The sequence below is a fragment of the Streptomyces sp. NPDC002324 genome (assembly GCF_053593335.1).
Map to the genome: position 1 here is coordinate 173,045 of NZ_JBSFCF010000011.1, position 23,887 is coordinate 196,931.

General features: G+C 69.7%; 23 protein-coding genes. 14 read left to right on the top strand and 9 right to left on the bottom strand.

Annotation, left to right across the window (positions count from 1 at the left end; genetic code table 11):
* The first annotated feature begins 57 nt into the window (after positions 1 to 57).
* The 5 genes from ACWCRJ_RS17525 (at position 58) to ACWCRJ_RS17545 (ending at position 7,325) form a co-directional block, all read left to right on the top strand.
* Positions 58 to 732 carry a spermine/spermidine synthase domain-containing protein gene (locus tag ACWCRJ_RS17525; protein ID WP_450940091.1) on the top strand — a complete coding sequence of 225 codons (675 nt, stop codon included), beginning with the start codon at positions 58 to 60 and terminating at the stop codon, positions 730 to 732.
* Between the two features lie 131 nt (positions 733 to 863).
* Entirely contained in the window at positions 864 to 1,601 is a 738-nt protein-coding gene (locus ACWCRJ_RS17530; RefSeq protein WP_046709344.1) for a response regulator transcription factor, read from the top strand.
* A gap of 65 nt (positions 1,602 to 1,666) precedes the next feature.
* The gene (locus ACWCRJ_RS17535) at positions 1,667 to 2,794 is read left to right on the top strand and encodes a sensor histidine kinase (RefSeq protein ID WP_450940092.1); all 1,128 of its coding nucleotides are present in this window, start codon (positions 1,667 to 1,669) and stop codon (positions 2,792 to 2,794) included.
* A gap of 460 nt (positions 2,795 to 3,254) precedes the next feature.
* Positions 3,255 to 7,058 carry a multifunctional oxoglutarate decarboxylase/oxoglutarate dehydrogenase thiamine pyrophosphate-binding subunit/dihydrolipoyllysine-residue succinyltransferase subunit gene (locus ACWCRJ_RS17540; RefSeq protein WP_450940093.1) on the top strand — a complete coding sequence of 1,268 codons (3,804 nt, stop codon included), beginning with the start codon at positions 3,255 to 3,257 and terminating at the stop codon, positions 7,056 to 7,058.
* A gap of 84 nt (positions 7,059 to 7,142) precedes the next feature.
* Complete coding sequence (locus ACWCRJ_RS17545; protein WP_003961784.1) at positions 7,143 to 7,325, top strand: DUF6104 family protein; 183 nt, start codon at positions 7,143 to 7,145, stop codon at positions 7,323 to 7,325.
* Between the two features lie 29 nt (positions 7,326 to 7,354).
* Here the strand turns inward: ACWCRJ_RS17545 and ACWCRJ_RS17550 are convergent, their stop codons facing one another.
* Positions 7,355 to 8,206 (bottom strand): hypothetical protein, encoded by an 852-nt coding sequence (locus ACWCRJ_RS17550; RefSeq protein ID WP_450940094.1) that lies wholly within the window; start codon positions 8,204 to 8,206, stop codon positions 7,355 to 7,357.
* A gap of 115 nt (positions 8,207 to 8,321) precedes the next feature.
* Between ACWCRJ_RS17550 and ACWCRJ_RS17555 the strand changes: the two genes are divergently transcribed.
* Together ACWCRJ_RS17555 and ACWCRJ_RS17560 are read left to right on the top strand one after the other, a co-directional pair.
* On the top strand, positions 8,322 to 9,599 hold the full coding sequence (locus ACWCRJ_RS17555) for a DUF4097 family beta strand repeat-containing protein (RefSeq protein ID WP_450940095.1): 1,278 nt from the start codon (positions 8,322 to 8,324) through the stop codon (positions 9,597 to 9,599).
* Position 9,600: 1 nt separating this feature from the next.
* The gene (locus tag ACWCRJ_RS17560) at positions 9,601 to 10,653 is read left to right on the top strand and encodes a helix-turn-helix transcriptional regulator (RefSeq protein ID WP_450940096.1); all 1,053 of its coding nucleotides are present in this window, start codon (positions 9,601 to 9,603) and stop codon (positions 10,651 to 10,653) included.
* Between the two features lie 81 nt (positions 10,654 to 10,734).
* Here ACWCRJ_RS17560 and ACWCRJ_RS17565 read toward each other — a convergent pair whose 3' ends face one another.
* From ACWCRJ_RS17565 to ACWCRJ_RS17580, 4 genes are all read right to left on the bottom strand, one after another.
* Complete coding sequence (locus ACWCRJ_RS17565) at positions 10,735 to 11,316, bottom strand: Clp protease N-terminal domain-containing protein (protein ID WP_450940097.1); 582 nt, start codon at positions 11,314 to 11,316, stop codon at positions 10,735 to 10,737.
* Positions 11,316 to 11,525, bottom strand: a complete 210-nt coding sequence (locus ACWCRJ_RS17570) for a helix-turn-helix domain-containing protein (protein ID WP_450940098.1) — start codon at positions 11,523 to 11,525, stop codon at positions 11,316 to 11,318. The genes ACWCRJ_RS17565 and ACWCRJ_RS17570 overlap by 1 nt, the downstream gene beginning before the upstream one ends.
* Before the next feature lie 109 nt (positions 11,526 to 11,634).
* Positions 11,635 to 12,600 carry a zinc-binding dehydrogenase gene (locus ACWCRJ_RS17575; protein ID WP_450940099.1) on the bottom strand — a complete coding sequence of 322 codons (966 nt, stop codon included), beginning with the start codon at positions 12,598 to 12,600 and terminating at the stop codon, positions 11,635 to 11,637.
* 363 nt (positions 12,601 to 12,963) lie between these two features.
* On the bottom strand, positions 12,964 to 14,205 hold the full coding sequence (locus ACWCRJ_RS17580; protein WP_450940100.1) for an NAD(P)-dependent malic enzyme: 1,242 nt from the start codon (positions 14,203 to 14,205) through the stop codon (positions 12,964 to 12,966).
* 610 nt (positions 14,206 to 14,815) lie between these two features.
* Here ACWCRJ_RS17580 and ACWCRJ_RS17585 point away from each other — a divergent pair.
* Genes ACWCRJ_RS17585 through ACWCRJ_RS17595 form a run of 3 tightly spaced genes read left to right on the top strand, consistent with a single transcriptional unit; the run spans position 14,816 to position 17,517 of the window.
* Positions 14,816 to 15,781: an ABC transporter substrate-binding protein gene (locus ACWCRJ_RS17585; protein WP_450940101.1), complete on the top strand. Its 966-nt coding sequence runs from the start codon at positions 14,816 to 14,818 to the stop codon at positions 15,779 to 15,781.
* Between the two features lie 36 nt (positions 15,782 to 15,817).
* Positions 15,818 to 16,759 (top strand): amino acid ABC transporter permease, encoded by a 942-nt coding sequence (locus tag ACWCRJ_RS17590; RefSeq protein WP_319763887.1) that lies wholly within the window; start codon positions 15,818 to 15,820, stop codon positions 16,757 to 16,759.
* Entirely contained in the window at positions 16,756 to 17,517 is a 762-nt protein-coding gene (locus ACWCRJ_RS17595) for an amino acid ABC transporter ATP-binding protein (protein ID WP_450940102.1), read from the top strand. Before ACWCRJ_RS17590 ends, ACWCRJ_RS17595 begins: the two co-directional genes overlap by 4 nt.
* 155 nt (positions 17,518 to 17,672) lie before the next feature.
* Here the strand turns inward: ACWCRJ_RS17595 and ACWCRJ_RS17600 are convergent, their stop codons facing one another.
* Positions 17,673 to 18,431: a class I SAM-dependent methyltransferase gene (locus tag ACWCRJ_RS17600; protein WP_450940103.1), complete on the bottom strand. Its 759-nt coding sequence runs from the start codon at positions 18,429 to 18,431 to the stop codon at positions 17,673 to 17,675.
* A 115-nt stretch (positions 18,432 to 18,546) separates the two neighbouring features.
* Between ACWCRJ_RS17600 and ACWCRJ_RS17605 the strand changes: the two genes are divergently transcribed.
* Complete coding sequence (locus tag ACWCRJ_RS17605; protein ID WP_005480376.1) at positions 18,547 to 19,176, top strand: CGNR zinc finger domain-containing protein; 630 nt, start codon at positions 18,547 to 18,549, stop codon at positions 19,174 to 19,176.
* Here ACWCRJ_RS17605 and sodX read toward each other — a convergent pair.
* Entirely contained in the window at positions 19,080 to 19,514 is a 435-nt protein-coding gene (sodX, locus tag ACWCRJ_RS17610; RefSeq protein WP_450940150.1) for a nickel-type superoxide dismutase maturation protease, read from the bottom strand. The genes ACWCRJ_RS17605 and sodX overlap by 97 nt on opposite strands.
* A gap of 145 nt (positions 19,515 to 19,659) precedes the next feature.
* Here sodX and sodN point away from each other — a divergent pair, with 145 nt between their 5' ends.
* Positions 19,660 to 20,055: a superoxide dismutase, Ni gene (sodN, locus tag ACWCRJ_RS17615; protein WP_005480378.1), complete on the top strand. Its 396-nt coding sequence runs from the start codon at positions 19,660 to 19,662 to the stop codon at positions 20,053 to 20,055.
* Positions 20,056 to 20,062: 7 nt separating this feature from the next.
* Here the strand turns inward: sodN and ACWCRJ_RS17620 are convergent, their stop codons facing one another.
* Positions 20,063 to 21,217, bottom strand: coding sequence for a tyrosine-type recombinase/integrase (locus ACWCRJ_RS17620; protein WP_450940104.1), 1,155 nt, complete (start codon positions 21,215 to 21,217; stop codon positions 20,063 to 20,065).
* Positions 21,218 to 21,238: 21 nt separating this feature from the next.
* A complete protein-coding gene (locus ACWCRJ_RS17625; protein ID WP_275456149.1) occupies positions 21,239 to 21,742 on the bottom strand; it encodes a helix-turn-helix transcriptional regulator in 504 nt (167 codons plus the stop codon).
* 120 nt (positions 21,743 to 21,862) lie between these two features.
* Between ACWCRJ_RS17625 and ACWCRJ_RS17630 the strand changes: the two genes are divergently transcribed.
* Together ACWCRJ_RS17630 and ACWCRJ_RS17635 are read left to right on the top strand one after the other, a co-directional pair.
* Positions 21,863 to 22,057 carry a helix-turn-helix transcriptional regulator gene (locus tag ACWCRJ_RS17630; protein ID WP_061334472.1) on the top strand — a complete coding sequence of 65 codons (195 nt, stop codon included), beginning with the start codon at positions 21,863 to 21,865 and terminating at the stop codon, positions 22,055 to 22,057.
* Positions 22,058 to 22,618: 561 nt separating this feature from the next.
* Positions 22,619 to 23,803: a DUF3631 domain-containing protein gene (locus tag ACWCRJ_RS17635; protein ID WP_450940151.1), complete on the top strand. Its 1,185-nt coding sequence runs from the start codon at positions 22,619 to 22,621 to the stop codon at positions 23,801 to 23,803.
* Positions 23,804 to 23,887 lie beyond the last annotated feature (84 nt).

Genomic DNA, 23,887 nt, shown 5'->3' on the forward strand with positions numbered 1-23,887 from the left:
CACCGGGCCGACGTAATTCGGCGGCCGCCGGCGCCCCGGTCGGGTAAGGATGGGCGGATGCCCATCACCGACGAACCCGAAGTCATCGACCGGCGCGAGGGCCCCTACGGCGAGGTCGTGCTGCGGCGCCACGGGGAGCTGCTGCAGATCATCGCCAACGGCTGCTTCCTGATGGACACTTCGGACGGCCGCTCGGAGCGGCTGCTGGTCGACGCCGCCCTCGACGCGCTGGGCCGCCGTTCCCGGCCGAGTGTGCTGATCGGGGGCCTGGGCGTCGGCTTCTCGCTCGCCCACGCCGCCGCGGATCAGCGCTGGGGAACGATCACAGTTGTCGAACGCGAACCCTCCGTGATCGAGTGGCACCGCGCGGGCCCGTTGGCCGAGGTGTCCGCCGAAGCGCTCGCGGATCCTCGTACGGAGATCGTGGAAGCCGATCTCGTGGCGTACGTCAATGAGACATCCGCCACGTTCGACGCACTCTGTCTGGACATCGACAACGGACCCGACTGGACCGTCTCCGAGGCCAACGGAAACCTCTACTCACCTGCCGGACTGGCAAGCTGCGCAAGGGTGTTGAGGCAGGGTGGGGTGCTCGCCGTCTGGTCTGCGCGGCCTTCTGCGGAATTCGAGGAAACCTTGCGGAATGCCGGGTTCCAACAGGTGCGTACCGAAGAGATCGAGGTTGCCCGGGGAGTTCCGGACGTGGTGCACCTCGCGATCCGACCTGGATAGCCGTGGTGCGGCGACTGCCCGTACCCTGCTTGCCTGACGCCGATCATTCAAGCGTCAATCGCAGTCAGGCGCAGCCATGCGTAGTCAAGGGATCACCCCACTGATTCCGGAAAGCAACACAGGGGCGGGCGATGGAGCAGACACACACCACCCACAGCAGCACCACGGCGACCCCGGGCGCACAGCGCCGGGTCCTCGTGGTCGAGGACGACCCGACGATCGTCGACGCCATCGCGGCCCGCCTGCGCGCCGAGGGTTTCGTCGTGCAGACCGCGACCGACGGGCCGGCCGCGGTCGACACCGCGGAGGCCTGGCAGCCCGACCTGCTGATCCTCGACATCATGCTGCCCGGCTTCGACGGCCTGGAGGTGTGCAGGCGCGTCCAGGCCCAGCGGCCCGTCCCCGTGCTGATGCTCACCGCCCGGGACGACGAGACGGACATGCTGGTCGGGCTCGGCGTCGGCGCCGACGACTACATGACCAAGCCGTTCTCCATGCGTGAGCTGGCCGCCCGCGTGCACGTCCTGCTGCGCCGGGTGGAGCGGGCCGCGCTGGCCGCGACCACACCGCGCTCGGGCATCCTGCGCCTCGGCGAGCTGGAGATCGACCACGCGCAGCGCCGCGTGCGGGTGCGCAGCGAGGACGTGCACCTCACGCCCACCGAGTTCGACCTCCTCGTATGTCTCGCGAACACCCCGCGTGCCGTACTCTCGCGCGAACAGTTGCTCGCCGAGGTGTGGGACTGGGCGGACGCGTCCGGGACGCGGACCGTGGACAGCCACATCAAGGCGCTGCGGCGGAAGATCGGCGCGGAGCGGATCCGCACGGTGCACGGTGTGGGGTACGCCCTGGAGACCCCGACTCCCTGATCCCGTGCCCGCACCGTGCGCGCGGGGCATACGCAGGCACAGAGGGACAGAGGGCTGGTGGCGTCATGAGCGGAGTCGGTGACCCGGGGTCGCGGAAGGGCGCGGGGCCGCTCAGCGGTCTGCGTCCCTTCTCGATCAAGACGAAGCTCGGCGCGCTCGTCGTCATCTCGGTCCTGATCACGACCGGTCTGTCGATGATCGCGGTGCACACCAAGACGGAGCTGCGCTTCATCACGGTGTTCTCGATGATCGCCACACTCCTGATTACGCAGTTCGTCGCGCATTCGCTCACCGCCCCCCTGGACGAGATGAACGCGGTCGCCCGGTCGATCTCGCGCGGCGACTACACCCGCCGGGTCAGCGAGAACCGCCGGGACGAACTGGGCGACCTCGCCCACACGATCAACCTCATGGCCGACGAGCTGGAGGCGCAGGACCGTCAGCGCAAGGAGCTCGTGGCGAACGTCTCCCACGAGCTCCGTACGCCCATCGCGGGCCTGCGCGCGGTCCTGGAGAACATCGTCGACGGTGTCACCCAGGCCGACCCCGAGACGATGCGGACGGCCCTGAAGCAGACCGAGCGCCTGGGCCGCCTGGTGGAGACCCTGCTCGACCTCTCGCGCCTGGACAACGGCGTGGTCCCGCTGCGCCGCCGCCGCTTCGAGGTCTGGCCGTACCTCTCGGGCGTCCTCAAGGAGGCCCAGATGGTCTCCTCGGCCCGGGGCGGCATCGCCTCGGGCTCCGGCAACCACACCCGTACGGACGTCCACCTGCACCTGGACGTCCACCCGCCGGAACTCACCGCCAACGCCGACCCGGAACGCATCCACCAGGTCGTCGCCAACCTCATCGACAACGCGGTCAAGCACAGCCCGGCGCACGGCCGCGTCACGGTGAAGGCCCGCCGCGGCCCCAGCCCCGAGTCCCTGGACCTGGAAGTCCTGGACGAGGGCCCCGGCATCCCCGAATCCGAATGGCACCGCGTCTTCGAACGCTTCAACCGCGGCGCCGTCAGCTCCCCCCACGGCCCCGGCAGCGACGGCGGCACCGGCCTGGGCCTCGCCATCGCCCGCTGGGCCGTGGACCTGCACGGCGGCCGCATCGGAGTGGCCGAGTCCCCCAAGGGCTGCCGCATCCGAGTACTCCTGCCAGGCGTACCGCCCCAGGCCACTCAACGCCAGCTGCAGACCTGAGCCGATCACTCCGGAACGGCGTTTCCGGGCAGCGACAGAGACAGCGTGCGGGCCTTCCCCCGATACCCACATCACACATGGCTGAATCCCCCCACCATTGCCGAATATCGCTCATCCTCCCGGTGCTTACATCTCCCCCAAGTTGACGTAAAGTTCGAAGCGGAGCCACAAGATCCACGGCCGTTCCGCCCAGCCGGACACGTGTGATCAGGTGCGTTCAGGCAGAGGGCCGCGGACACATACCCGCAGGCCCCACCCGACGCATGCCCAGCACACACCCCCCACCCCCATTCCGGACCGGAACCACGCTTGTTTCCCGCCATTTCCACCCCCGAAACACGCTTTCCGATGTGACTTACGCGACGAAGAGCGGACTCGGCCTGACCTACCCGGCCCCGGGGGCGTAGCCTTGATTCCCGCTGTCCATCACCTTGTGAAGCGGAAGAGGGCGGTTGCCGCCGTGTCGCCACAGTCCCCCAGTAACTCGAGCATCTCGACCGACGCAGACCAAGCGGGTAAGAACCCCGCCGCGGCCTTCGGTCCGAACGAGTGGCTCGTCGACGAGATCTATCAGCAGTACCTCCAGGACCCGAACTCGGTAGACCGAGCCTGGTGGGACTTCTTCGCCGACTACAAGCCGGGCGCCGCTGCCGCCTCGGCTCCGGCGAGCACTGCGGCCGCGGGGGCCGCAGCGACCACCACGCCCGCGGCACCCGCCGCCCCGGCTCAGGCCCAGGCCGCCCCCGCGAAGGCGGCCGCGCCCGCCCCGGCGGCCCCGAAGCCCGCCGCGGCGCCGCCGGCCCCGGCCGCCGCGAAGCCCGCCGCCGCTCCGGCCGCGCCCGCCAAGCCGGCGGCCGCGGCCCCCGCGAAGCAGGCCACGCCGGCCGCCGCCACCGAGGGCCCGGAGTTCATCACGCTGCGCGGCCCCGCCGCCGCGGTCGCGAAGAACATGAACGCCTCGCTGGAGCTGCCCACGGCCACGTCCGTGCGCGCCGTCCCGGTGAAGCTGCTGTTCGACAACCGCATCGTCATCAACAACCACCTGAAGCGCGCCCGGGGCGGGAAGATCTCCTTCACGCACCTGATCGGCTACGCGATGGTGCAGGCCATCAAGACGATGCCGTCGATGAACTGGCACTACGCGGAGAAGGACGGGAAGCCCACCCTCGTCAAGCCGCCGCACGTCAACTTCGGCCTCGCCATCGACCTGGTGAAGCCCAACGGCGACCGCCAGCTGGTCGTCGCGGGCATCAAGAAGGCCGAGACGCTGAACTTCTTCGAGTTCTGGCAGGCCTACGAGGACATCGTCCGCCGCGCCCGTGACGGCAAGCTGACGATGGACGACTTCACCGGTGTCACGGTCTCCCTGACCAACCCCGGCGGCCTCGGCACCGTCCACTCCGTGCCGCGTCTGATGCCCGGTCAGTCGGTCATCATGGGCGTCGGTTCCATGGACTACCCGGCCGAGTTCCAGGGCACGTCGCAGGACACCCTGAACAAGCTGGGCATCTCGAAGGTCATGACCCTGACCTCGACGTACGACCACCGGGTCATCCAGGGCGCCGCCTCGGGCGAGTTCCTGCGGATCGTCGCCAACTACCTGCTCGGCGAGGGCGGGTTCTACGACGACATCTTCGAGGCCCTGCGCATCCCCTACGAGCCGGTCCGCTGGCTCAAGGACATCGACGCCTCGCACGACGACGACGTCACCAAGGCCGCCCGCGTCTTCGAGCTGATCCACTCCTACCGGGTCCGCGGCCACGTCATGGCCGACACCGACCCGCTGGAGTACCGCCAGCGCAAGCACCCCGACCTGGACATCACCGAGCACGGGCTCACCCTGTGGGACCTGGAGCGGGAGTTCGCGGTCGGCGGCTTCTCGGGCAAGTCCCTGATGAAGCTCCGCGACATCCTCGGCGTCCTGCGCGACTCGTACTGCCGTACGACCGGCGTCGAGTTCATGCACATCCAGGACCCGAAGCAGCGCCGCTGGATCCAGGACCGCATCGAGCGTCCGCACAGCAAGCCGGAGCGCGAGGAGCAGCTGCGCATCCTGCGCCGGCTGAACGCGGCGGAGGCCTTCGAGACCTTCCTGCAGACCAAGTACGTCGGCCAGAAGCGCTTCAGCCTCGAAGGCGGCGAGTCGGTCATCCCGCTGCTCGACGCGGTCATCGACAGCGCGGCGGAGTCCCGTCTCGACGAGGTCGTCATCGGCATGGCCCACCGCGGCCGCCTGAACGTCCTGGCGAACATCGTCGGCAAGTCGTACGCCCAGATCTTCCGCGAGTTCGAGGGCAACCTCGACCCGAAGTCGATGCACGGCTCCGGCGACGTGAAGTACCACCTGGGCGCCGAGGGCACCTTCACGGGCCTGGACGGCGAGCAGATCAAGGTCTCCTTGGCCGCCAACCCCTCCCACCTGGAGGCGGTCGACCCGGTCCTGGAGGGCATCGTCCGTGCCAAGCAGGACATCATCAACAAGGGCGGCACGGACTTCACGGTCATGCCGGTGGCGATCCACGGCGACGCGGCCTTCGCGGGCCAGGGCGTGGTGGCCGAGACCCTGAACATGTCGCAGCTGCGCGGCTACCGCACCGGCGGCACGGTCCACATCGTCATCAACAACCAGGTCGGCTTCACGGCCGCCCCGGAGTCCTCGCGTTCCTCGATGTACGCCACGGACGTGGCCCGCATGATCGAGGCCCCGATCTTCCACGTGAACGGCGACGACCCGGAGGCCGTGGTCCGCGTCGCGCGGCTGGCCTTCGAGTTCCGCCAGGCGTTCAACAAGGACGTGGTGATCGACCTCATCTGCTACCGCCGCCGCGGTCACAACGAGTCGGACAACCCGGCCTTCACCCAGCCGCTGATGTACGACCTGATCGACAAGAAGCGCTCGGTGCGCAAGCTCTACACCGAGTCCCTCATCGGTCGCGGCGACATCACCCTGGAAGAGGCCGAGCAGGCGCTGCAGGACTACCAGGGCCAGCTGGAGAAGGTCTTCACGGAGGTCCGCGAGGCCACCTCGCAGCCGGTGTCCGGCGAGGTCCACGACCCGCAGGACGGCTTCCCGGTCGCGGTGGACACCGCGATCACGGCGGAGACCGTCAAGCGCATCGCCGAGTCCCAGGTCAACGTCCCGGACCACATCACCGCCCACCCGCGTCTGCTGCCGCAGCTGCAGCGCCGGGCGGCCATGGTCGAGGACGGCACGATCGACTGGGGCATGGGCGAGACCCTCGCGGTCGGCTCCCTCCTCCTGGAGGGCACCCCGGTCCGCCTGGCCGGCCAGGACTCGCAGCGCGGCACCTTCGGCCAGCGTCACGCGGTGATCATCGACCGTGAGACGGGCGAGGAGTTCACGCCGCTGATGTACCTCTCCGAGGACCAGGCGCGGCTGAACGTCTACAACTCGCTGCTCTCCGAGTACGCGGCGATGGGCTTCGAGTACGGCTACTCGCTCGCCCGTCCCGAGTCCCTGGTGATGTGGGAGGCCCAGTTCGGCGACTTCGTCAACGGCGCCCAGACGGTCGTGGACGAGTTCATCTCGTCGGCGGAGCAGAAGTGGGGCCAGACGTCCGGCGTCACCCTGCTGCTCCCGCACGGTTACGAGGGCCAGGGCCCGGACCACTCGTCCGCCCGCCCGGAGCGCTTCCTCCAGATGTGCGCGCAGAACAACATGACGGTCGCCATGCCGACCTCCCCGTCGAACTACTTCCACCTCCTGCGGTGGCAGGTGCACAACCCGCACCACAAGCCGCTGGTCGTCTTCACCCCGAAGTCGATGCTGCGCCTGAAGGCCGCCGCGTCGAAGGCGGAGGAGTTCACGAGCGGCCAGTTCCGCCCGGTCATCGGCGACAGCTCGGTCGACCCGAACGCGGTCAAGAAGGTCGTCTTCTGCGCCGGCAAGGTCTACTACGACCTGGAGGCCGAGCGTCAGAAGCGCGGCGTCACGGACACGGCGATCATCCGCATCGAGCGCCTCTACCCGCTGCCGGGTGCCGAGGTCCAGGCGGAGGTCAACAAGTACCCGAACGCCGAGAAGTACCTCTGGACCCAGGAGGAGCCGGCGAACCAGGGCGCCTGGCCCTTCATCGCCCTCAACCTGATCGACCACCTTGACCTCGCGGTCGGCGCGGACGTCCCGCACGGCGAGCGGCTCCGGCGCATCTCCCGCCCGCACGGCTCGTCGCCGGCGGTGGGTTCGGCCAAGCGGCACCAGGCCGAGCAGGAGCAGTTGGTGCGTGAGGTGTTCGAGGCGTAACAGCCCTCGACGACCGTACGCAACCGGGCCGCACCCCTCTCCAGGGGTGCGGCCCGGCCGTTTCCCCGCACTTATCCTTGACCCATGTACTTCACGGACCGTGGCATCGAGGAACTGGAGAAGCGGCGCGGCGAGGAGGAGGTCACCTTCGAGTGGCTGGCCGAGCAGCTGCGGACGTTCGTCGATCTGAACCCGGACTTCGAGGTCCCGGTGGAGCGGCTGGCAACCTGGCTGGCGCGGCTGGACGACGAGGACGAGGACGAGTAGCCGCCTCCCTTCGGCCGCGGTGCGAGTGATCAGTCGCGCGGGTGGGACAGGTCGTACAGCAGGCCCACGGCGCCGTGGGCGATGAGGAGACTGCCGGCGGTCAGCCAGCCGAGGCTCCGGCGGTGCAGACCCCAGGCGGTGAGCGGTAGGCCCGCGAGGAGTTGCGCGGCGGCCAGGGCACGGGCTCTGGGAGTGCCGGCCCAGGGGAGCCAGGGGCCGAGGCGGCCGCGTTCGAGCGCGTCCAGCTCCGTACGAACGGCACCGCGCCAGCCGGTCCATTCGATGCGCTGGACGCCGGGCTGGACACGGGCGACCTCACGGAGCCGGTCGGCGGGTTCGCCCGGGCCGAGGCCGGCGGGGAGCGTCACGCCCGCGCGGGCGAGGACGGCGAGGAGACCCAGCAGCCGGGAGCGGGCGTCCGCCGCCGGATCGGGTCGCGTGAGGCCGTCCAGGGCCTGCGCGTCGAGCACCGGGTCCAGGCCCAGACGGGCCGCGAACGTACGCATCGCCTCGTCCTCGCCGACCGGGGTGCCGTTCGCGAGCCATACGTAGCCGACGGTGCGGCGGAAGCCGGCGGCGAGGGTGTAACCGCCCCGGTCCGCGTCCCACCACAGCGCGAGCACGGGCCAGGGGACGCCGACGGCCAGGGCGGTCGCCCAGCCGGTGAGCACGCGGTCGACGGGTTCTCCGCCCTGCAGCCAGGGCTTTCCCTCGGGCACGAGCGCGGTCCACTCGGCTCCGGCGGGGGTGAGCAGCATGCGCTCGCGAAGCAGTTGGGCGACGGGGGCGACGGAGTCGGGATCCGCCCGGCAGAGCAGGAGCGCGCCGGGGGCGGGGGTGGACCGGGGGGCACGGGGCCCCGGGGAGCGTTCCGTCGACATGCACTCCACGCTAGGCCGGTTTGCCCTCTATGTACGTGCCGAGTCACCAGAACGGGTGTCTTGACTTTCCGTGACCGCGATATATCGTGAATAGCGAGAACGCGATAGTGCGCGTGTGGTCCTACGTCTTCTCGTCCTGCCCGTCTGTCATGCCGAGGGGGTCAGCACCATGTCCGAGTGGTCCGTCGCCGAGCCGCGGAGGCTCACGTTCGACGAACCGGTGACGGCACTGCATGTGCGCGTCGTCAACGGAACGGTCAACGTGGTGGGCACCGACGAGAGTTCCGCCCGTCTGGAGGTGTCCGCCGTCGAGGGCCCGCCCCTGACGGTGACGCAGAAGGGCGGCACCCTGACCGTCGCCTACGACGACCTGCCCTGGAAGGGCTTCCTCAAGTGGCTCGACCGGAAGGGCTGGCGTCGCAATGTCCTGGTGTCGCTCGCCGTCCCGGCGGCCACCCGTGTGGAGGTGGGCGTGGTCGGCGCGACGGCGGTCGTGACCGGGCTGGAGGGGCGCACCGAGGTGAAGGGCGTCTCGGGCGACGCCACCCTGGTCGGCCTGGCGGGCCCGGTGCGCGCCACGACGGTGTCGGGGAACGTGGAGGCGCAGTCCCTCAGCGGCGACCTCCGGCTCAGCTCCGTCTCCGGCGACCTGACCGTCATAGAGGGGTCCTGCCCCAGCGTGAAGGCCGACTCGGTGAGCGGCTCCATCATCCTCGACCTCGATCCCACGGGCGGCCCCACCGACGTCGGCCTCACCAGCGTCTCCGGTGAGATCGCCATCCGTCTCCCCCACCCCACCGACGCCGAGGTCGAGGCCAACACCGCCAGCGGCACCATCTCCAACGCCTTCGACGACCTCCGCGTCAGCGGCCCCTGGGGCGCCCACAAGGTCACCGGCCGCCTGGGCACGGGCAACGGCCGCCTCAGGGCGACCACCGTCTCCGGCTCCATAGCCCTCCTGCGCAGGCCCCCGTCGGAGGACGAGCCATGGGAGCCGGACCGCGAGGGCCGGGCGGAGGCCGGGGAGCCTCAGCCGGGCGGCAGTGCGGAGAAGACGGCGGAGGCGGGGCAGAACCCGGGAGCGCGGCAGGACCCGCGTCCTGGCACACCGGACGCGACACCGAGCGGGTCCGACTCCACCGGCCTCCCGTCCGTCGGCCGACCCGATGACGAAGGCGAGCCCTCACCCACCGACCCAACCGACGGCCACGGTGGCCCCCCGCCCACCCACCGGCCCGAGGGCATGAGCGACCATCCGTCGGACGGCTCCTCCGCCCCGGCGGGGAACCCGCCCGGCCACGCGCCCGCCCCGGACGACGGACCGGACGTCACCGGGGCCGACCGGCCGGCCGACGCCGCGACCGACCGCACGACCGACAAGAAGGTGTTCTGACATGCCTCCCGTCTTCGCCCACGGACGCCTGCGGCTGTATCTGCTGAAGCTGCTGGACGAGGCCCCGCGCCACGGCTACGAGGTGATCCGGCTGCTGGAGGAACGCTTCCAGGGCCTGTACGCCCCCTCGGCCGGCACCGTCTACCCCCGCCTGGCCAAGCTGGAGGCGGAGGGACTGGTCACCCACACCACCGAGGGCGGCCGCAAGGTGTACGCGATCACGGACGCGGGCCGCGCCGAACTGGCCGACCGCGGCGGCGAGCTGGCCGATCTGGAGCTGGAGATCCGCGAATCGGTGGCGGAGCTGGCCGCCGAGATCCGGGCCGACGTACGGGGCGCGGCGGGCGACCTGCGCCGAGAGATGCGGGCGGCCGCGTCCGAGGCCCGCAAGGGCGGCGGGACGGGCGAGGGGGAGCAGGGGACGCCCGGGGAGTTCGGCGGGTACGCCGACAACGCGTCCTGGCGTGCCGCCAAGGAGGAGATGCGCCGCGTCAAGCAGGAGTGGAAGGAGCAGGCACGCCGCGCGAAGGACGAGAGCCGGCGCGCCCGCGAGGAGGCCCAGCGTGCCCGCCGCCAGGCCAAGGAGGCGCAGGAGCATGCCCGCACCCAGGCTCAGGAGGAGCTGCAGCGCATCGCCAAACGAGTCCAGGACCACGTGCAGGACCACTTCACCCGGGGCGACTGGCCGACGGGCGTACGGGAGGGACTGACCGAACTGGCCAAGGAGTTCGGCGAGTTCGGGAAGGACTTCGGAAAGGAGTTCGGAAAGGACTTCGGCTTCGGGCGCACGGGCGCGGCGACCGGCGCCGGGGAGCCCGAGTACTCGGCCACTCCCGAGGAGTTCCCGGCCGACTACGAGCCCGCCTGGGTGCACGAGGCACCCACGGGTGAACCGGCCCGTGACCTCGACCGTCTCCTGGACCGCTTCCGCGACGACATTCGCGACGCGGCCCGCGACCACGGCGTGACCGAGGAGCAGCTGCGCGACGCCCGCCGGCACCTGTCGACAGCGGCGGCCCACATCGGTGTGGTGCTGCGGGCACCGAAGGGGTGAGCCGGGGCGGCACTCGCCGCACCCCGGCACGCTCACTCGGTGCACTCACCGACGCGCTCACCGGCGGGCGAACCGGCACGCTCACCCCGCTTTGGCCTCCCCCGCCCCGTACAGCACCCGCTCCAGCGCCGCGTACGTCACCCCATGGTCCGCGAGGACCTCGGCCGGGAGGCCGGGGCGGGTGGTGAGGGCCAGAAGGAGGTGTTCGTCGCCGATGTGCCGGTCGCGGTGGGCGTGCGCGGCGCGCAGGGAGCGGGTCAGGACGTCCTTGGCGTCACGGGTGAAGGGCCGGTGGCCGGAGCGGCGCGCCCAGCCGCTCCCGAAGCCCTTCCGCTCCGATGCCAACGCCCCCACGCCGTGAGCCTCTTCGACGCGGGAGACGATCTCGGAGAGGTCGATGCCGAGGCCGGAGAGGGCGTCGACGTCGGCGCGGGAGAGCCCACCCCGGCGGCGGGCCTCGGCGAGGGCACGCTCGACGGACTCCCGGCGGTCCGCCCCGGCGAGCCCCAGCGCGGCCAGGGCGAACGAGGCGCGACTGGCCTCGCGGTCCAGCAAGGAGAGGAGGAGATGCTCCTCGGTCACCTCCACCGCACGGGTGCGCTCCGCGTGGTCCACCGCTCCCAGGACCACGGCACGGGCGTCTTTCGTGAACCGTTCGAACATCAATGCCTCCCGTACTTCTTGTGCACGGCCTGCCTGCTCACTCCGAGTTCCGTGGCGATCTCCTGCCACGACCAGCCCTGCCGGCGGGCGCTGCCCACCTGCACCGACTCCAGGCGCTCCAGCAGCCTCCGCAGCGCGGCGACGGCCCGCAGCCCGACCCGGGGGTCGCGGTCGCCCGCGCGCTCGGCGAGATCCGTTGCTTCGGTCATGATGTCAACCTACGTTGACATTCATCCCCGCGTCAACCCCGGTTGACATGAGGACGGCCGGCCCGGAGAACCGGGCCGGCCGTCGCGGTCGCTGTAGCGAGAGAGTCCGTCAGGGGTTGGTGAGCACGATCTTGCCGAACTGGTCGCCCGCCGCCAGGCGTTCGAAGCCCTCGCGGGCACGGTCCAGGGGAAGCACCTCGTCGATGACGGGACGGACGCCGGTAGCGGCGCAGAAGGAGAGGAGGTCCTCCAGTTCGTCCTTGGTGCCCATGGTGGAGCCGACGACCTTGAGTTCGAGGAAGAAGATGCGGGTCAGTTCGGCGTGGGAGGGGCGGTCGCCGCTGGTGGCGCCCGAGATGACGAGGCTGCCGCCGGGGCGCAGCGACTTCACCGAGTGGGACCAGGTGGCGGCACCGACGGTCTCGATGACCGCGTCGACACGCTGCGGCAGCCGGGCCCCCGACTCCAGCGCCTCCACCGCGCCCAGCTCCAGGGCGCGCTTGCGCTTGGCCTCGTCCCGGCTGGTGGCGAAGACGCGCAGTCCGGCCGCCTTGCCCAGCACGATCGCGGCGGTGGCGACACCGCCGCCGGCACCCTGCACGAGGACGGAGTCACCGGGGCGTACGCCGGCGTTGGTGAAGAGCATGCGGTACGCCGTCAGCCAGGCGGTGGGCAGGCAGGCGGCCTCCGCGAAGGAGAGTTCCGCGGGCTTGGGAAGGACGTTCCAGGCGGGGACGGAGACGAGTTCGGCGAAGGTGCCCTGGTAGCGCTCGGTGAGGATCGAGCGGGGCTCGTCGGGGCCGACCCCGTGGCCGGTCTGGCCGATCACCGAGTGCAGGACGACCTCGTTGCCGTCCTCGTCCACACCGGCGGCGTCACAGCCGAGGATCATGGGCAGCTTGTCCTCGGCGAGGCCGACCCCGCGCAGGGACCACAGGTCGTGGTGGTTCAGCGAGGCGGCCTTCACCCTCACGGTCGTCCAGCCGGGCCTCGGTTCCGGGGCCGGGCGGTCACCCAACTCCAGTCCGTCGAGCGGTCGATCACGGTCGATGCGGGCGGCGTAGGCAGCGAACATGCGCCTGACCATAGGGGGACGCCGGGAGCGATGGAACCACGGAGCCCTGTGACACGCGTCCCGTCGCCCGGACTTCGGCGTTCCGGAAGCGGGCCATACGGGTTGCGTCGTCGGGTGCGGGTGGGTGGGGCTTCTCGCGCAGTTCCCCGCGCCCCTGAAAGACCAGGCCCTACGGGCGTGAAAGGTGGCCGGTGTCGGCGCTGAAAAGCACGGGGCGCAGCCACTGCTTTTCAGGGGCGCGGGGAACTGCGCGACCAGCCCCCACCGGACGGACGCCTGGGGGTCGAAGGGGCGCAGCCCCCGGGGTGGGCCGGGTAGGCGGTGCGGGGGCGAGGAAACCCCCGCACCGCCCCGGCACTCGGCTCAGCGCCGAGCAACACCCTCCGCCCGAGCCGCCGCGGCGACCGCCGCGGTCACGGCAGGAGCGACCCGCTCGTCGAACGGCGACGGAATGACATAGTCCGCGGCGAGGTCGTCCCCGACGACCGACGCCAGCGCCTCGGCCGCCGCGATCTTCATCCCCTCGGTGATCCGGGACGCCCGCACCTGAAGGGCCCCCGCGAAGATCCCCGGGAAGGCGAGGACGTTGTTGATCTGGTTCGGGTAGTCCGAGCGCCCGGTGGCGACGACCGCCGCGTACTTGTGCGCGACGTCCGGGTGCACCTCGGGGTTGGGGTTGGCCATGGCGAAGACGAAGGCGTTCTCAGCCATCGAGGCCACCGCCTGCTCCGGGACCGTACCGCCGGAGACGCCGATGAAGACGTCCGCGCCCGCGAGGGCGTCCTCCAGGGAGCCCGAGAGCCCGGCCCGGTTGGTGAGTTCGGCGAGTTCCCGCTTGACCGGCGTGAGGTCCTCGCGGTCCGCGGAGACGATGCCCTTGCGGTCGGCGACCGCGACGTCGCCGAGACCGGCCTCCAGCAGCATCTTGGCGATGGCCACACCGGCCGCGCCCGCACCCGAGATGACGGCCCGCAGATCGCCCAGCCCGCGCCCGGTCAGCTTCGCCGCGTTCCGCAGCGCCGCCAGCGTCACGACCGCCGTGCCGTGCTGGTCGTCGTGGAAGACGGGGATGTCGAGGGCTTCCTGGAGCCGCTTCTCGATCTCGAAGCAGCGGGGCGCGGAGATGTCCTCCAGGTTCACGCCGCCGAAGGAGGGCGCCATCCGGACGACGGTCTCGATGATCTCGTCGACGTCCGTGCAGGCGAGCGCGATCGGCACCGCGTCGACGCCGCCGAACTGCTTGAACAGGATCGCCTTGCCCTCCATCACGGGGAGGGAGGCCTCGGGGCCGATGTCGCCGAGTCCGAGGACCGCCGTACCGTCCGTCACGACGGCGACGACCGACGACTTCCACGTGTAGTCGTTGACCAGGTCGGGCTGCTCGGCGATGGCGGTGCACACCCGCGCGACGCCGGGCGTGTAGGCGAGGGACAGGTCGTCCTTGTCCCGGATCGGCACGGTGGCCTGCACGGCCATCTTGCCGCCGCGGTGCAGGGCGAAGGCGGGGTCGAAGGAGTCGAGGGAATTGAGAGGCTCCCCTCCGCCCTCCTGACCCGTACTGCCGTCGCCACTGTCGGTGCGAGGATTGACAATCTCCGCTGCCACTGGTGTTACCCCTTAGGTCTTCATGGTTTGAGGGTGTTCCGCTTCCGGTTCGCAAGCGGGCGGGCACCGCGTAAGTCCCAGGTCACCGATACGTACGGCGACGCCTGCGGGCTCAGACGCGACGGGCGCGCCGCACACGCGCCCTGGGCCCCGGATGAGGGGTGTAAGGAACCTTCTTACCGGACGGACGGCGCCGACGACGAGTCCACACGTCTTGATACCTCGAAGGTCACAACTCGTAGGTCATTTGAAGACGATCATGGATCGTTCGATTCATCGACGGATAACGGGGCAAGTCGGTACACGTCACGACAAGTCCAGTACAGCCACGTGTGCGGAGTTCGCGGCCGACCGCATCCTGAGATGCGCCGAAGATCTTCCGGCCGGAAGGAGGAATTCCCGCACAGGATCCGGTCTGATCACCTGGTCCGCGGCGGTTCGTAGGTCATCGGGGGGTCACCCGTTATCCGATTTTGACATGGCCGGTCATCTGATTGCACATGCCCGAATGGCAAGATGCCGTAATCACACGAGGTCGCCACACTCGAAGACGCGTGTTAATCGTCGACCTGTCGGCAACTCCACACCACCCCCGCCGGAGGAACCCACCATGACCGCAAGCACCACCTGTCGTACGACCGGCCTGCGTTCCCGTACCGCCGCCGTCGGAGCGATCGCGGTCGCGGGCGCCCTGCTGCTCACCGGCTGCGGTGACCAGACCAAGAGCAAGGACAGCGGTTCGGAGACCGCCTCGGCCAGCGGGGCCCCGCTGGCCGACAAGCTGCCCGCGGCCCTCCGGGACAAGGGCGTGATCAACGTCGGTTCGGACATCGCGTACGCCCCGGTGGAGTACAAGGACGAGTCCGGCAAGGTCGTCGGCATCGACATCGACATCGCCGCGGCGATGGGCAAGCAGCTCGGCGTGGACTTCAAGTTCCAGAACGCCACCTTCGACACCCTCATCGGTGGCCTGGCGGCCAACCGGTACGACATCGCGATGTCGGCCATGACCGACACCAAGGACCGCCAGGAGGGCATCGACGCCGACACCGGCAAGAAGGTCGGCGCCGGCGTCGACTTCGTCGACTACTTCACCGCGGGTGTCTCGCTGTACACCAACAAGGGCGACGACCAGGGCATCAAGACCTGGGACGACCTGTGCGGCAAGACGATCGCCGTGCAGCGCAACACGTTCTCGCACGACCTCGCCAAGGACCAGGCGAAGAAGTGCAAGGACGACAAGAAGAAGGCCCTCAAGATCGAGGACTTCGCCACCAACCCCGAGGCCGAGACCCGCATGCGCTCCAAGGGCGCGGACGTCGTCTCCGCCGACTACCCGGTCGCCGCGTACTCGGTGAAGACCTCGGGCGGCGGCAAGTACTTCGAGATCGTCGGTGACCAGGTCGAGGCCGGCCCGTACGGCATCGCCGTCGCCAAGGACAAGACCGAGCTGCGCGACGCGCTGCAGGCCGCCGTCCAGGCGATCATCGACAACGGCGAGTACGAGAAGATCATCAAGAAGTGGGGCGTCGAGGACGGCGCGATCACCGAGGCCAAGGTCAACGGCGGCTCCTGAATCTCGGCTCGGTTCTGAAAGGCAAAGGCTCCACCCGTGACTGTTGACGTCAGCAAGACGGACGGTCCCTCGGACACTCCCCCCGCCGGTCCGGAGGCCCTCAAGGCCATTCCGGTCCGGCACCCGGGGCGCTATGTGTCCGCGGCCATCGCTCTCGCTCTGCTCGGCTCGATCATCTACGCGTTCGCGCAGGCGAAGAAGATCAACTGGGGTGTCATCCCCGACTTCTTCTTTGACGAGCGCATCATCGAGGGCGTTCTGAACACCCTCCTGCTCACCGTGGTGTCCATGGTGATCGGCGTCGTCGGCGGCGTCCTGCTCGCCGTGATGCGGCTGTCCAAAAACCCGGTGACCTCGTCCATCGCGTGGTTCTACATCTGGTTCTTCCGCGGTACGCCGGTCCTGGTCCAGCTCTTCGTCTGGTTCAACCTGGGCCTGGTCTTCGAGTACATCAACCTCGGCCCGATCTACAAGGACTACTGGTCCTCCTTCATGACGCCGCTGCTGACGGCGCTGCTCGGCCTCGGTCTCAACGAGGCGGCGTACATGGCGGAGATCTGCCGCGCCGGTCTGCTCTCGGTCGACGAGGGCCAGACCGAGGCGTCGCACGCGCTCGGCATGAGCCACTCCAAGACCCTGCGCCGGATCGTCATCCCGCAGGCGATGCGCGTCATCGTGCCGCCCACGGGCAACGAGGTCATCAACATGCTGAAGACCACGTCGCTCGTCTCGACGGTGCAGTTCGTGGATCTGCTCAAGGCGGCCCAGGACATCGGCCAGAATTCGGGCGCCATCGTGGAGCTGCTGTTCCTCGCCGCCGCCTGGTACCTGGTCCTGACGAGCATCTTCAGCGTCGGGCAGTACTACCTGGAGAGGCACTACGCGAAGGGCTCCTCGCGGTCCCTCCCGCCGACACCGATGCAGCGTTTGAAGACGGCCGTGCTGCCCGTGCGCCGTCCGAAGGGAGTCTCGGCATGACCGCCATGGTGAAGGCCGAGGGCATCCACAAGTCGTTCGGCCCTGTCGAGGTCCTCAAGGGCATCGACCTGGAGGTGCGGACGGGCGAGGTGTTCTGCCTCATCGGCCCCTCCGGCTCCGGCAAGTCGACGTTCCTCCGGTGCATCAACCACCTGGAGAAGATCAACGCCGGCCGGCTGTACGTCGACGGTGAGCTGGTCGGCTACCGCCAGAAGGGCGACAAGCTGTACGAGCTGAAGGACAGCGAGGTCGCGGTCAAGCGCCGTGACATCGGCATGGTCTTCCAGCGCTTCAACCTGTTCCCGCACATGACCGCCACCGAGAACGTCATGGAGGCGCCGGTCCAGGTCAAGGGCGTCAGCAGGGCCCTGGCCCGTGAGCGCGCCCGTGAGCTGCTGGAGCGCGTCGGTCTCGGCGACAAGGCGGGCAACTACCCGTCCCAGCTCTCCGGCGGCCAGCAGCAGCGCGTGGCCATCGCCCGGGCGCTGGCCATGGAGCCGAAGCTGATGCTCTTCGACGAGCCGACCTCGGCGCTCGACCCCGAGCTGGTCGGCGACGTCCTCGACGTCATGCGCGACCTGGCCGAGTCCGGTATGACGATGGTCGTCGTCACCCACGAGATGGGCTTCGCCCGCGAGGTCGGCGACAGCCTGGTCTTCATGGACGGCGGTGTGGTGGTCGAGTCCGGCAACCCCCGTGACGTGCTGACCAACCCCCAGGAGGAGCGCACCCAGTCGTTCCTGTCCAAGGTGCTGTAGCGCCGCGGCACGACAGGCAGGGGCGGTACGGATCTCCGTGCCGCCCCTCGCGCGTGCACCCGTCCGTGCGCTCGTGCACCCGTCCGTGCGCGCGGCGGTCCGTGCCTGCGGCGGTCCGTGCCTGCGGCCGAATCCGCGTGCGGCCCCTCGGCGGTCTACCTCACGGCCAGCACCAGCGAGTCGGACGGCGAGCACCAGACCGCGCGGGCCTCGGCGAAGCCCTTCTCGCGCAGGACGCGGGCGTGCCAGTCGACGCTCTGGACGTCGCCGTCGGCGTGCTCCCCGTAGATCTCGAAACGGCGGGCCGTCGGCGCGGCGAGCACGGGGTCCTGGGCGGCGAGCTGCCACCATGCGGCCCAGTCGACGGCGCCGCGCGCCTTGGCCTGTTCCATACCCGCGTGCCGGTGCGCGCGCTCCGCCGCGTTGATCCGGGGCGTCGACTCGTCGATCATGTGGTCCGCGTTCATGAAGACACCGCCGTCGCGGACGAGTTCCGCGACCTGACCGTAGAGGGCGGCGAGGGGTTCGCTGTGCAGCCAGTGCAGGGCCGTGGCCGTCAGCACGGCGTCGTACGTGTCGTACGGCAGTCGGGTCGTCCAGTCGGGGTCGGTGAGGTCGGCGGTGACGAAGGTGACCCGGGGGTCGCCCTCGAACGTGCCCTCGGCGATCGCCAGGAGCGCGGGGTCGAGGTCCACGCCGGTACTGACGGCCTTCGGGAACCGCGCGAACAGTCTGGACGTGATGGAACCCGTACCGCAGGCGAGGTCCAGGACGCGGGGCTCGGGTCCGGTGAAGGCCTCGACCATGTCCAGCATCACCCGGAACCGCTCCTCACGGTCCGGCAGGTACCACTCCTGTTGCCGGTCCCAGCTCTCCTGCCAGGCATGCCAGTCGGTTCCGGCCGTGGTGGTCATGAGGCCCCTTCCTCCGTGTACCGCGTCTTCCGCCTACCGCGTAATACCCTGTAAGCACGAGCAGCCATTACCTGACCCGCATCACGACAATAGAGCGCCCTCGTAAGGACTACAAGTGGAACTGGCCCATTACTCGGACTACGCCGTACGCCTCGTGAACACCGAGGAGCCGGACCGGGGCAAGGACGCGCTCACCTCGGTCGAGGCCGTCCGTGATCTCTTCGGGCCCAGCCGGCAGGCGGCCCGGCGGGCGACGGACGCCGACGTGACCCGGTTCCGGTCGGTACGGGCCCGCCTGCGCTCGGTCTTCGAGGCGGCGAACGACGGGGACGAGACCCTCGCCGTGGACCTGCTGAACTCACTGCTGCTGGAGTTCCCGGTGAGCCCGCAGATCTCCGGCCACGACTTCCGCGACGACGACGGCCGCCCGCTGTGGCACATGCACCTGGCGGACCACCCCTCGAACGCGACGGCGGGCTACGCGGCGATCGCGGCGATGGGCCTGGCCTTCCACCTCACCGAGTACGGCGTGGACCGGCTCGGCCTGTGCGAGGCGGCGCCCTGCCGCAACGCCTACCTCGACACCTCCACCAACCGCTCCCGGCGCTACTGCTCGGACCGCTGCGCGACCCGCGCCAACGTGGCGGCCTACCGGGCCCGCAAACGCCTGGAGGCCGACCGGTCGCCGAACACGGGCCGGGCGGCCGAGAGCACCCAGCGGGCGAGCGCGAACGGCGAGCGCTGACCACCGGGCCGGGGCCGGTAGCGGAACCGGACCTTGCCGAGGACGAGTTCGTCGGGCACGACCCCGTAGTCGGTGCTGTCCCCGCCCGCGTACGCGTTGTCCCCGAGCACCCACCAGCCGCCGTCGCGGCGCTCGGCGACCCGCTTGACGACGAGCAGGTCCTGCTGGAAGGGGTGCCGCAGCACCAGGACGTCGCCGACCCTGAGGCGAGCCCCGTAGTGGACGAGCAGCTGGTCCCCGTGGCGCAGCGTCGGAACCATGGACGGTCCTGTGACCTCGGCCACTCCGAAGGGCAGGAGGGCCCGCTCCCGCTCGCTCTCCTGCGACAGCTCCGGCATCCCCGGCACCTCCCCGGTTCGTTCCTCCACCAGTCCCAGTCTGACCCCGGACTTTTGTCCTAAGCCCATGGGGGCACCCGCGAAATCCCCTCTCGCAGGGAGTAATGTCCCACCTGAGAAGACGATCACGAGGAAGGAACGCTCCATGCTTTCCCGCCTGTTTGCCCCCAAGGTCAAGGTCAGCGCCCACTGCGACCTGCCCTGCGGTGTGTACGACCCGGCCCAGGCCCGCATCGAGGCGGAGTCGGTGAAGGCCGTGCAGGACAAGATGGCCGCCAACGACGACCCTCACTTCCAGGCTCGCGCGACCGTCATCAAGGAGCAGCGCGCCGAGCTCGCCAAGCACCACGTCTCTGTGCTGTGGAGCGACTACTTCAAGCCCCCGCACTTCGAGAAGTACCCGGAGCTGCACCAGCTGGTCAACGACGCCCTCAAGGCCCTCTCGGCCGCCAAGGCGTCCACCGACCCGGCGACGGGCCAGAAGGCGCTGGACTACATCGCCCAGATCGACAAGATCTTCTGGGAGACCAAGAAGGCTTGATCTTTGATCACGCCATGTGACCTGCGATTTCCTTGGTCGCCAGGTCAACCGGTCCGCACCCGGTCCGCATGCCGCCGAGCACGGCGTCCATGACGGTCCGGGTGCGGTCTTCTTCGCCCGGCCAAAGGTGCGCGTAGATCCGCAACGTGATGACGGCGGACGCGTGGCCGAGGACCAGCTGGACCTGCTTGACGCTCGCTCCGCCGGCGATGAGGGCGGAGGCGTAGAAGTGGCGCAGGTCATGGGTCACCGTGTGCGGCAGCTCGACGGGCTTGCGGCCCTCGCGCTCGGCCGCCTCGTTCTCCGCTGCCTGGAGCGTCCTGCGAGCGCAGTTCCACTCCGTCTTCCAGCGGCGGTAGTTGAGCGGCTCTCCCTCCTCCATCGTGAACAGCCACTCCCTGGAGGGGCGTGCGGCGAGGTGCGCGAGGAGGGCGTCGGTGACGACCTCACCGACCGGGACGGTGCGCCGGGACTTGGCCGTCTTCGGTGGGCCGATCTTTCCGGACTGGAGACGCTGCCGCTCGACGCGGATGGTGCCCACCTTGAAGTCGACGTCCGACACCTTCAGGCCGAGCAACTCGCCTATTCGCAAGCCTGATCCGGCGAGGGTGACGATCGCCGCCCGGATGTACGGCGGCATGACGCGGGCCATGGCCTCGACCTGCGCGACCGTGGGCGGGGTGACCTCCTCGTCCTGCATGGGCGGAAGCGTGATCCGGCGGCAGGGGCTGGACGCGATGACCTTGTCCTCCACGGCCGCCGTCATGAGGCGTACGAGGACGTCGTAGACGTTGCGCACACTGCCGGGGCCGAGCAGCTCGGACAGGCTCTTGAAGAGCACCTGGAGGTCGTTGCGGCGTATCGCCGCCATCGCGCGGGAGCCGAGCGCCGGGACGAGGTGGAGCCGGAGCGCGTTGTCGGTGATCCGCTCGCCCGCCTCGCTTGCGATGAGTGACTCCTCCCACTTCTTCGCGTACTTCTCGAACGTGATTCGTCCGGCCTGCGGGTCGACGTACTGGCCGGTGACGATGCTGGCCGTTACCTCGTCGATCCAGCGCTGGGCGTCGAGCTTGCGGTCGAAGTGGCGGGCGTGCTCCTTGCCGTCGAGGTCGCGATAGCGGGCCCGCCATTTGCCGTTGGGGCGCTTCTGGATGTTCGCCAAGTGGCTTCTCCCTTGGGTTGGTTATCGGTGGTAGCCGCCGCCCTCGATGTGCTCGGTGAGGGTGCGGGCGTCGCGCTCATCACCCATGAGGCGAAGGCACTGCTCGTGGATGGCCCGTGAGCTGTCGGGGTGGGCCTGGATGTGCTCGGCGATGCCGACGACTGCGTGGTGCAGTCGGTCTTCGGCGTCGCGTGTCTCGTAGTACGCCTCGACGGCTTCCTGGACGAGCCGTCTGCTGTCGAGATCCAGCCCTTCCAGAGGCGGGGACATCAGCTCTTCGAGGGGCAGTTCGAAGACGCGGGCGAAGGCGAGGGCTTCGTCGACATTGATGCGGCGGCGTGGGGTGCCGTTCTCGATGCGCCAGACGGCGGTCTGGTTCATCTTGACGCCGGCCTTGGACACCCGATCTGCCAACTCGGTCGTGCTCCACCCCCTGACCTCGCGCTCCAGCGCCACCCGCGCGGCGATGTTGCCTTCGCTGTACAGCAGCGGCACCTCACCGCCGTCGACCTTGTCGCCTGTCATCGGACCTCCATCACGACCATCACTTTCCCAATTGAAACACACGCTTGCCGATTTGGTTAACCGGCGATCGTCGAGTACAAATTATGCAGACCGGATTGCCGCCTAGTCGATTGGGAATGCATGCGATACCTGACCACCGCCGAGGTCGCCGAGCGCTACCGCACAGCGGAGAGCACCGTCCGCTACTGGCGCCAGATCGAGAAGGGCCCGCGCGGTATCAAGATCGGCAAGCGGGTGCTGTACCCCGAGGCCGAGCTGCTGCGCTACGAGCGGACGCTGATCGAGGGCCGAGACGAGTGGGGTCTGGCCTCTTGAGCCGCCGGAAGCTCCGGACACAGAAACGGCCCCCGGCGCGCCAACGCCGAGGGCCGGAGATTCCCCTGCCGATCGCCCATCCCTGAACGTACGAGCTGGTGAGGGGCGGGACGTCGCCCGTCCTGCCCCTCACGGAGAGGAACGTCTATGGAGGACTCTATGTCCCCCACCACGACGGACACATCCCCCGCCGCCTGGCCCACGACGGCGGTCCCCGGCGGGGGCACCCCCTGGCGCCGCCGGGACCAGGACTCCGCTGATGCGGTGTCGGGGGACCGCCCCCGCGACGCACCCGGTCCCCTGTCACCGCAAGTCGCGGTCCCCATATCCACATCCGCTGGAAACGTGCAGGCCAGCAGCGTGGCAACGGGGACCGGTCCCCGAGACGCGGGAGTTGCACCAGGGGACCGCAATGGGGACCGGGGCGTCGGTCCTCGTCTCTCACCGGGGACCGACAATCCCGTGGAGGCCGAACAGCACGAGATCGCACCCGTCGATGGCCAGGCAGACAACGGAGTCCATGAGGGCGCGCGGGCGCAGGTAACTGCTGACGGGGTCGCGCTGCTGGACGAATTGCGGGCAGCGATCGGCAAGTACGTGGTGCTGCCCAGCGAGGAGGCTCTGACCGCGGTCACCCTGTGGGTGGCGGCCACGCACATCCAGACGGCTCTGCAGCACGCGCCACGTCTGGCGGTGGTCAGCCCGACGAAAGGGTGCGGCAAGTCCCGGGTTCTGGACGTCCTCCACGAGACCGTGCACCAGCCGATGATGACGGTGAACACCTCTCCGGCGGTCATCTTCCGGATCATCGGCAAGAACCCGCCCACCATGTTGGTGGACGAGGCGGACACCATCTTCGGCCCCAAGGCGAGCGGTGACAGTGAGATCCTGCGCGGCCTGCTGAATGCCGGCCACCAACGCAACCGGCCTGCCTGGCGGATCTCCGGTCCGGATCACAAACCGACCCCGTTCCCCACCTTCGCCATGGCCGCCATCGCGGGGATCGGCGACCTGCCGGACACGGTCATGGACCGGGCGGTCGTTCTGCGCATGCAGAAGCGCAAGCCGGGCGAAAGGGTCACCCCTTTCCGCTCCCGGTACTCGGTGCCAGAACTCAACGCGCTACGTGACCGGCTGACCTCATGGCTGGGTCCGCTGCGCGGGCAGGCAGCCCGCATGGTGCCGCACATGCCGGTGGAGGACCGGGCCGCAGACACCTGGGAGCCGCTGGTCATCATCGCCGACCTGGCCGGCGGCCAGTGGCCCGCCCAGGCTCGTGGCGCCTGCCTGGCCATGACCCGCCACGAGGCGGCCCAGGACGAGCAGAGCAGCCTGAAGACGCGGCTCCTGCGCGACATCCACCGCATCTTCGCGCAGGTGGAGAACCCCGAGGCCCTGTCCACCCAGGATCTGGTCGCCGCGCTGCTCCAGGATGCCGAGGCCCCGTGGGCGGAGCACGGCACCAAAGGGCTGAACGCCTACCACCTGAGCAACCTGCTGCGGGACTTCAACATCAGCCCGGCCAACTACCGGTTCGACAAGGGCAGGCAGGCCAAGGCGTACATGCGCAACCGCTTCCTGGACGCCTGGGCCCGCAACTGCCCCGACCTCGTCGAGGCGGCGCCCGAGTCCGAACACGGCGCTTTTCCTGCTCGCGTAGCGCAGGGCAGGCTGCCCGCCGCCCCGGCGGGGACGTTGCCTGTCGGCCCGCCCGGTGGACCCGCCGGACCGAAGCGCTCTCTCTGATCCCACCGGGATCCGTATCACTTCGTCGCATCCGTCCCCGCGCAGGTCAGCGCGGGGACGGACTCTGTCGCCGGGACGGAGTTC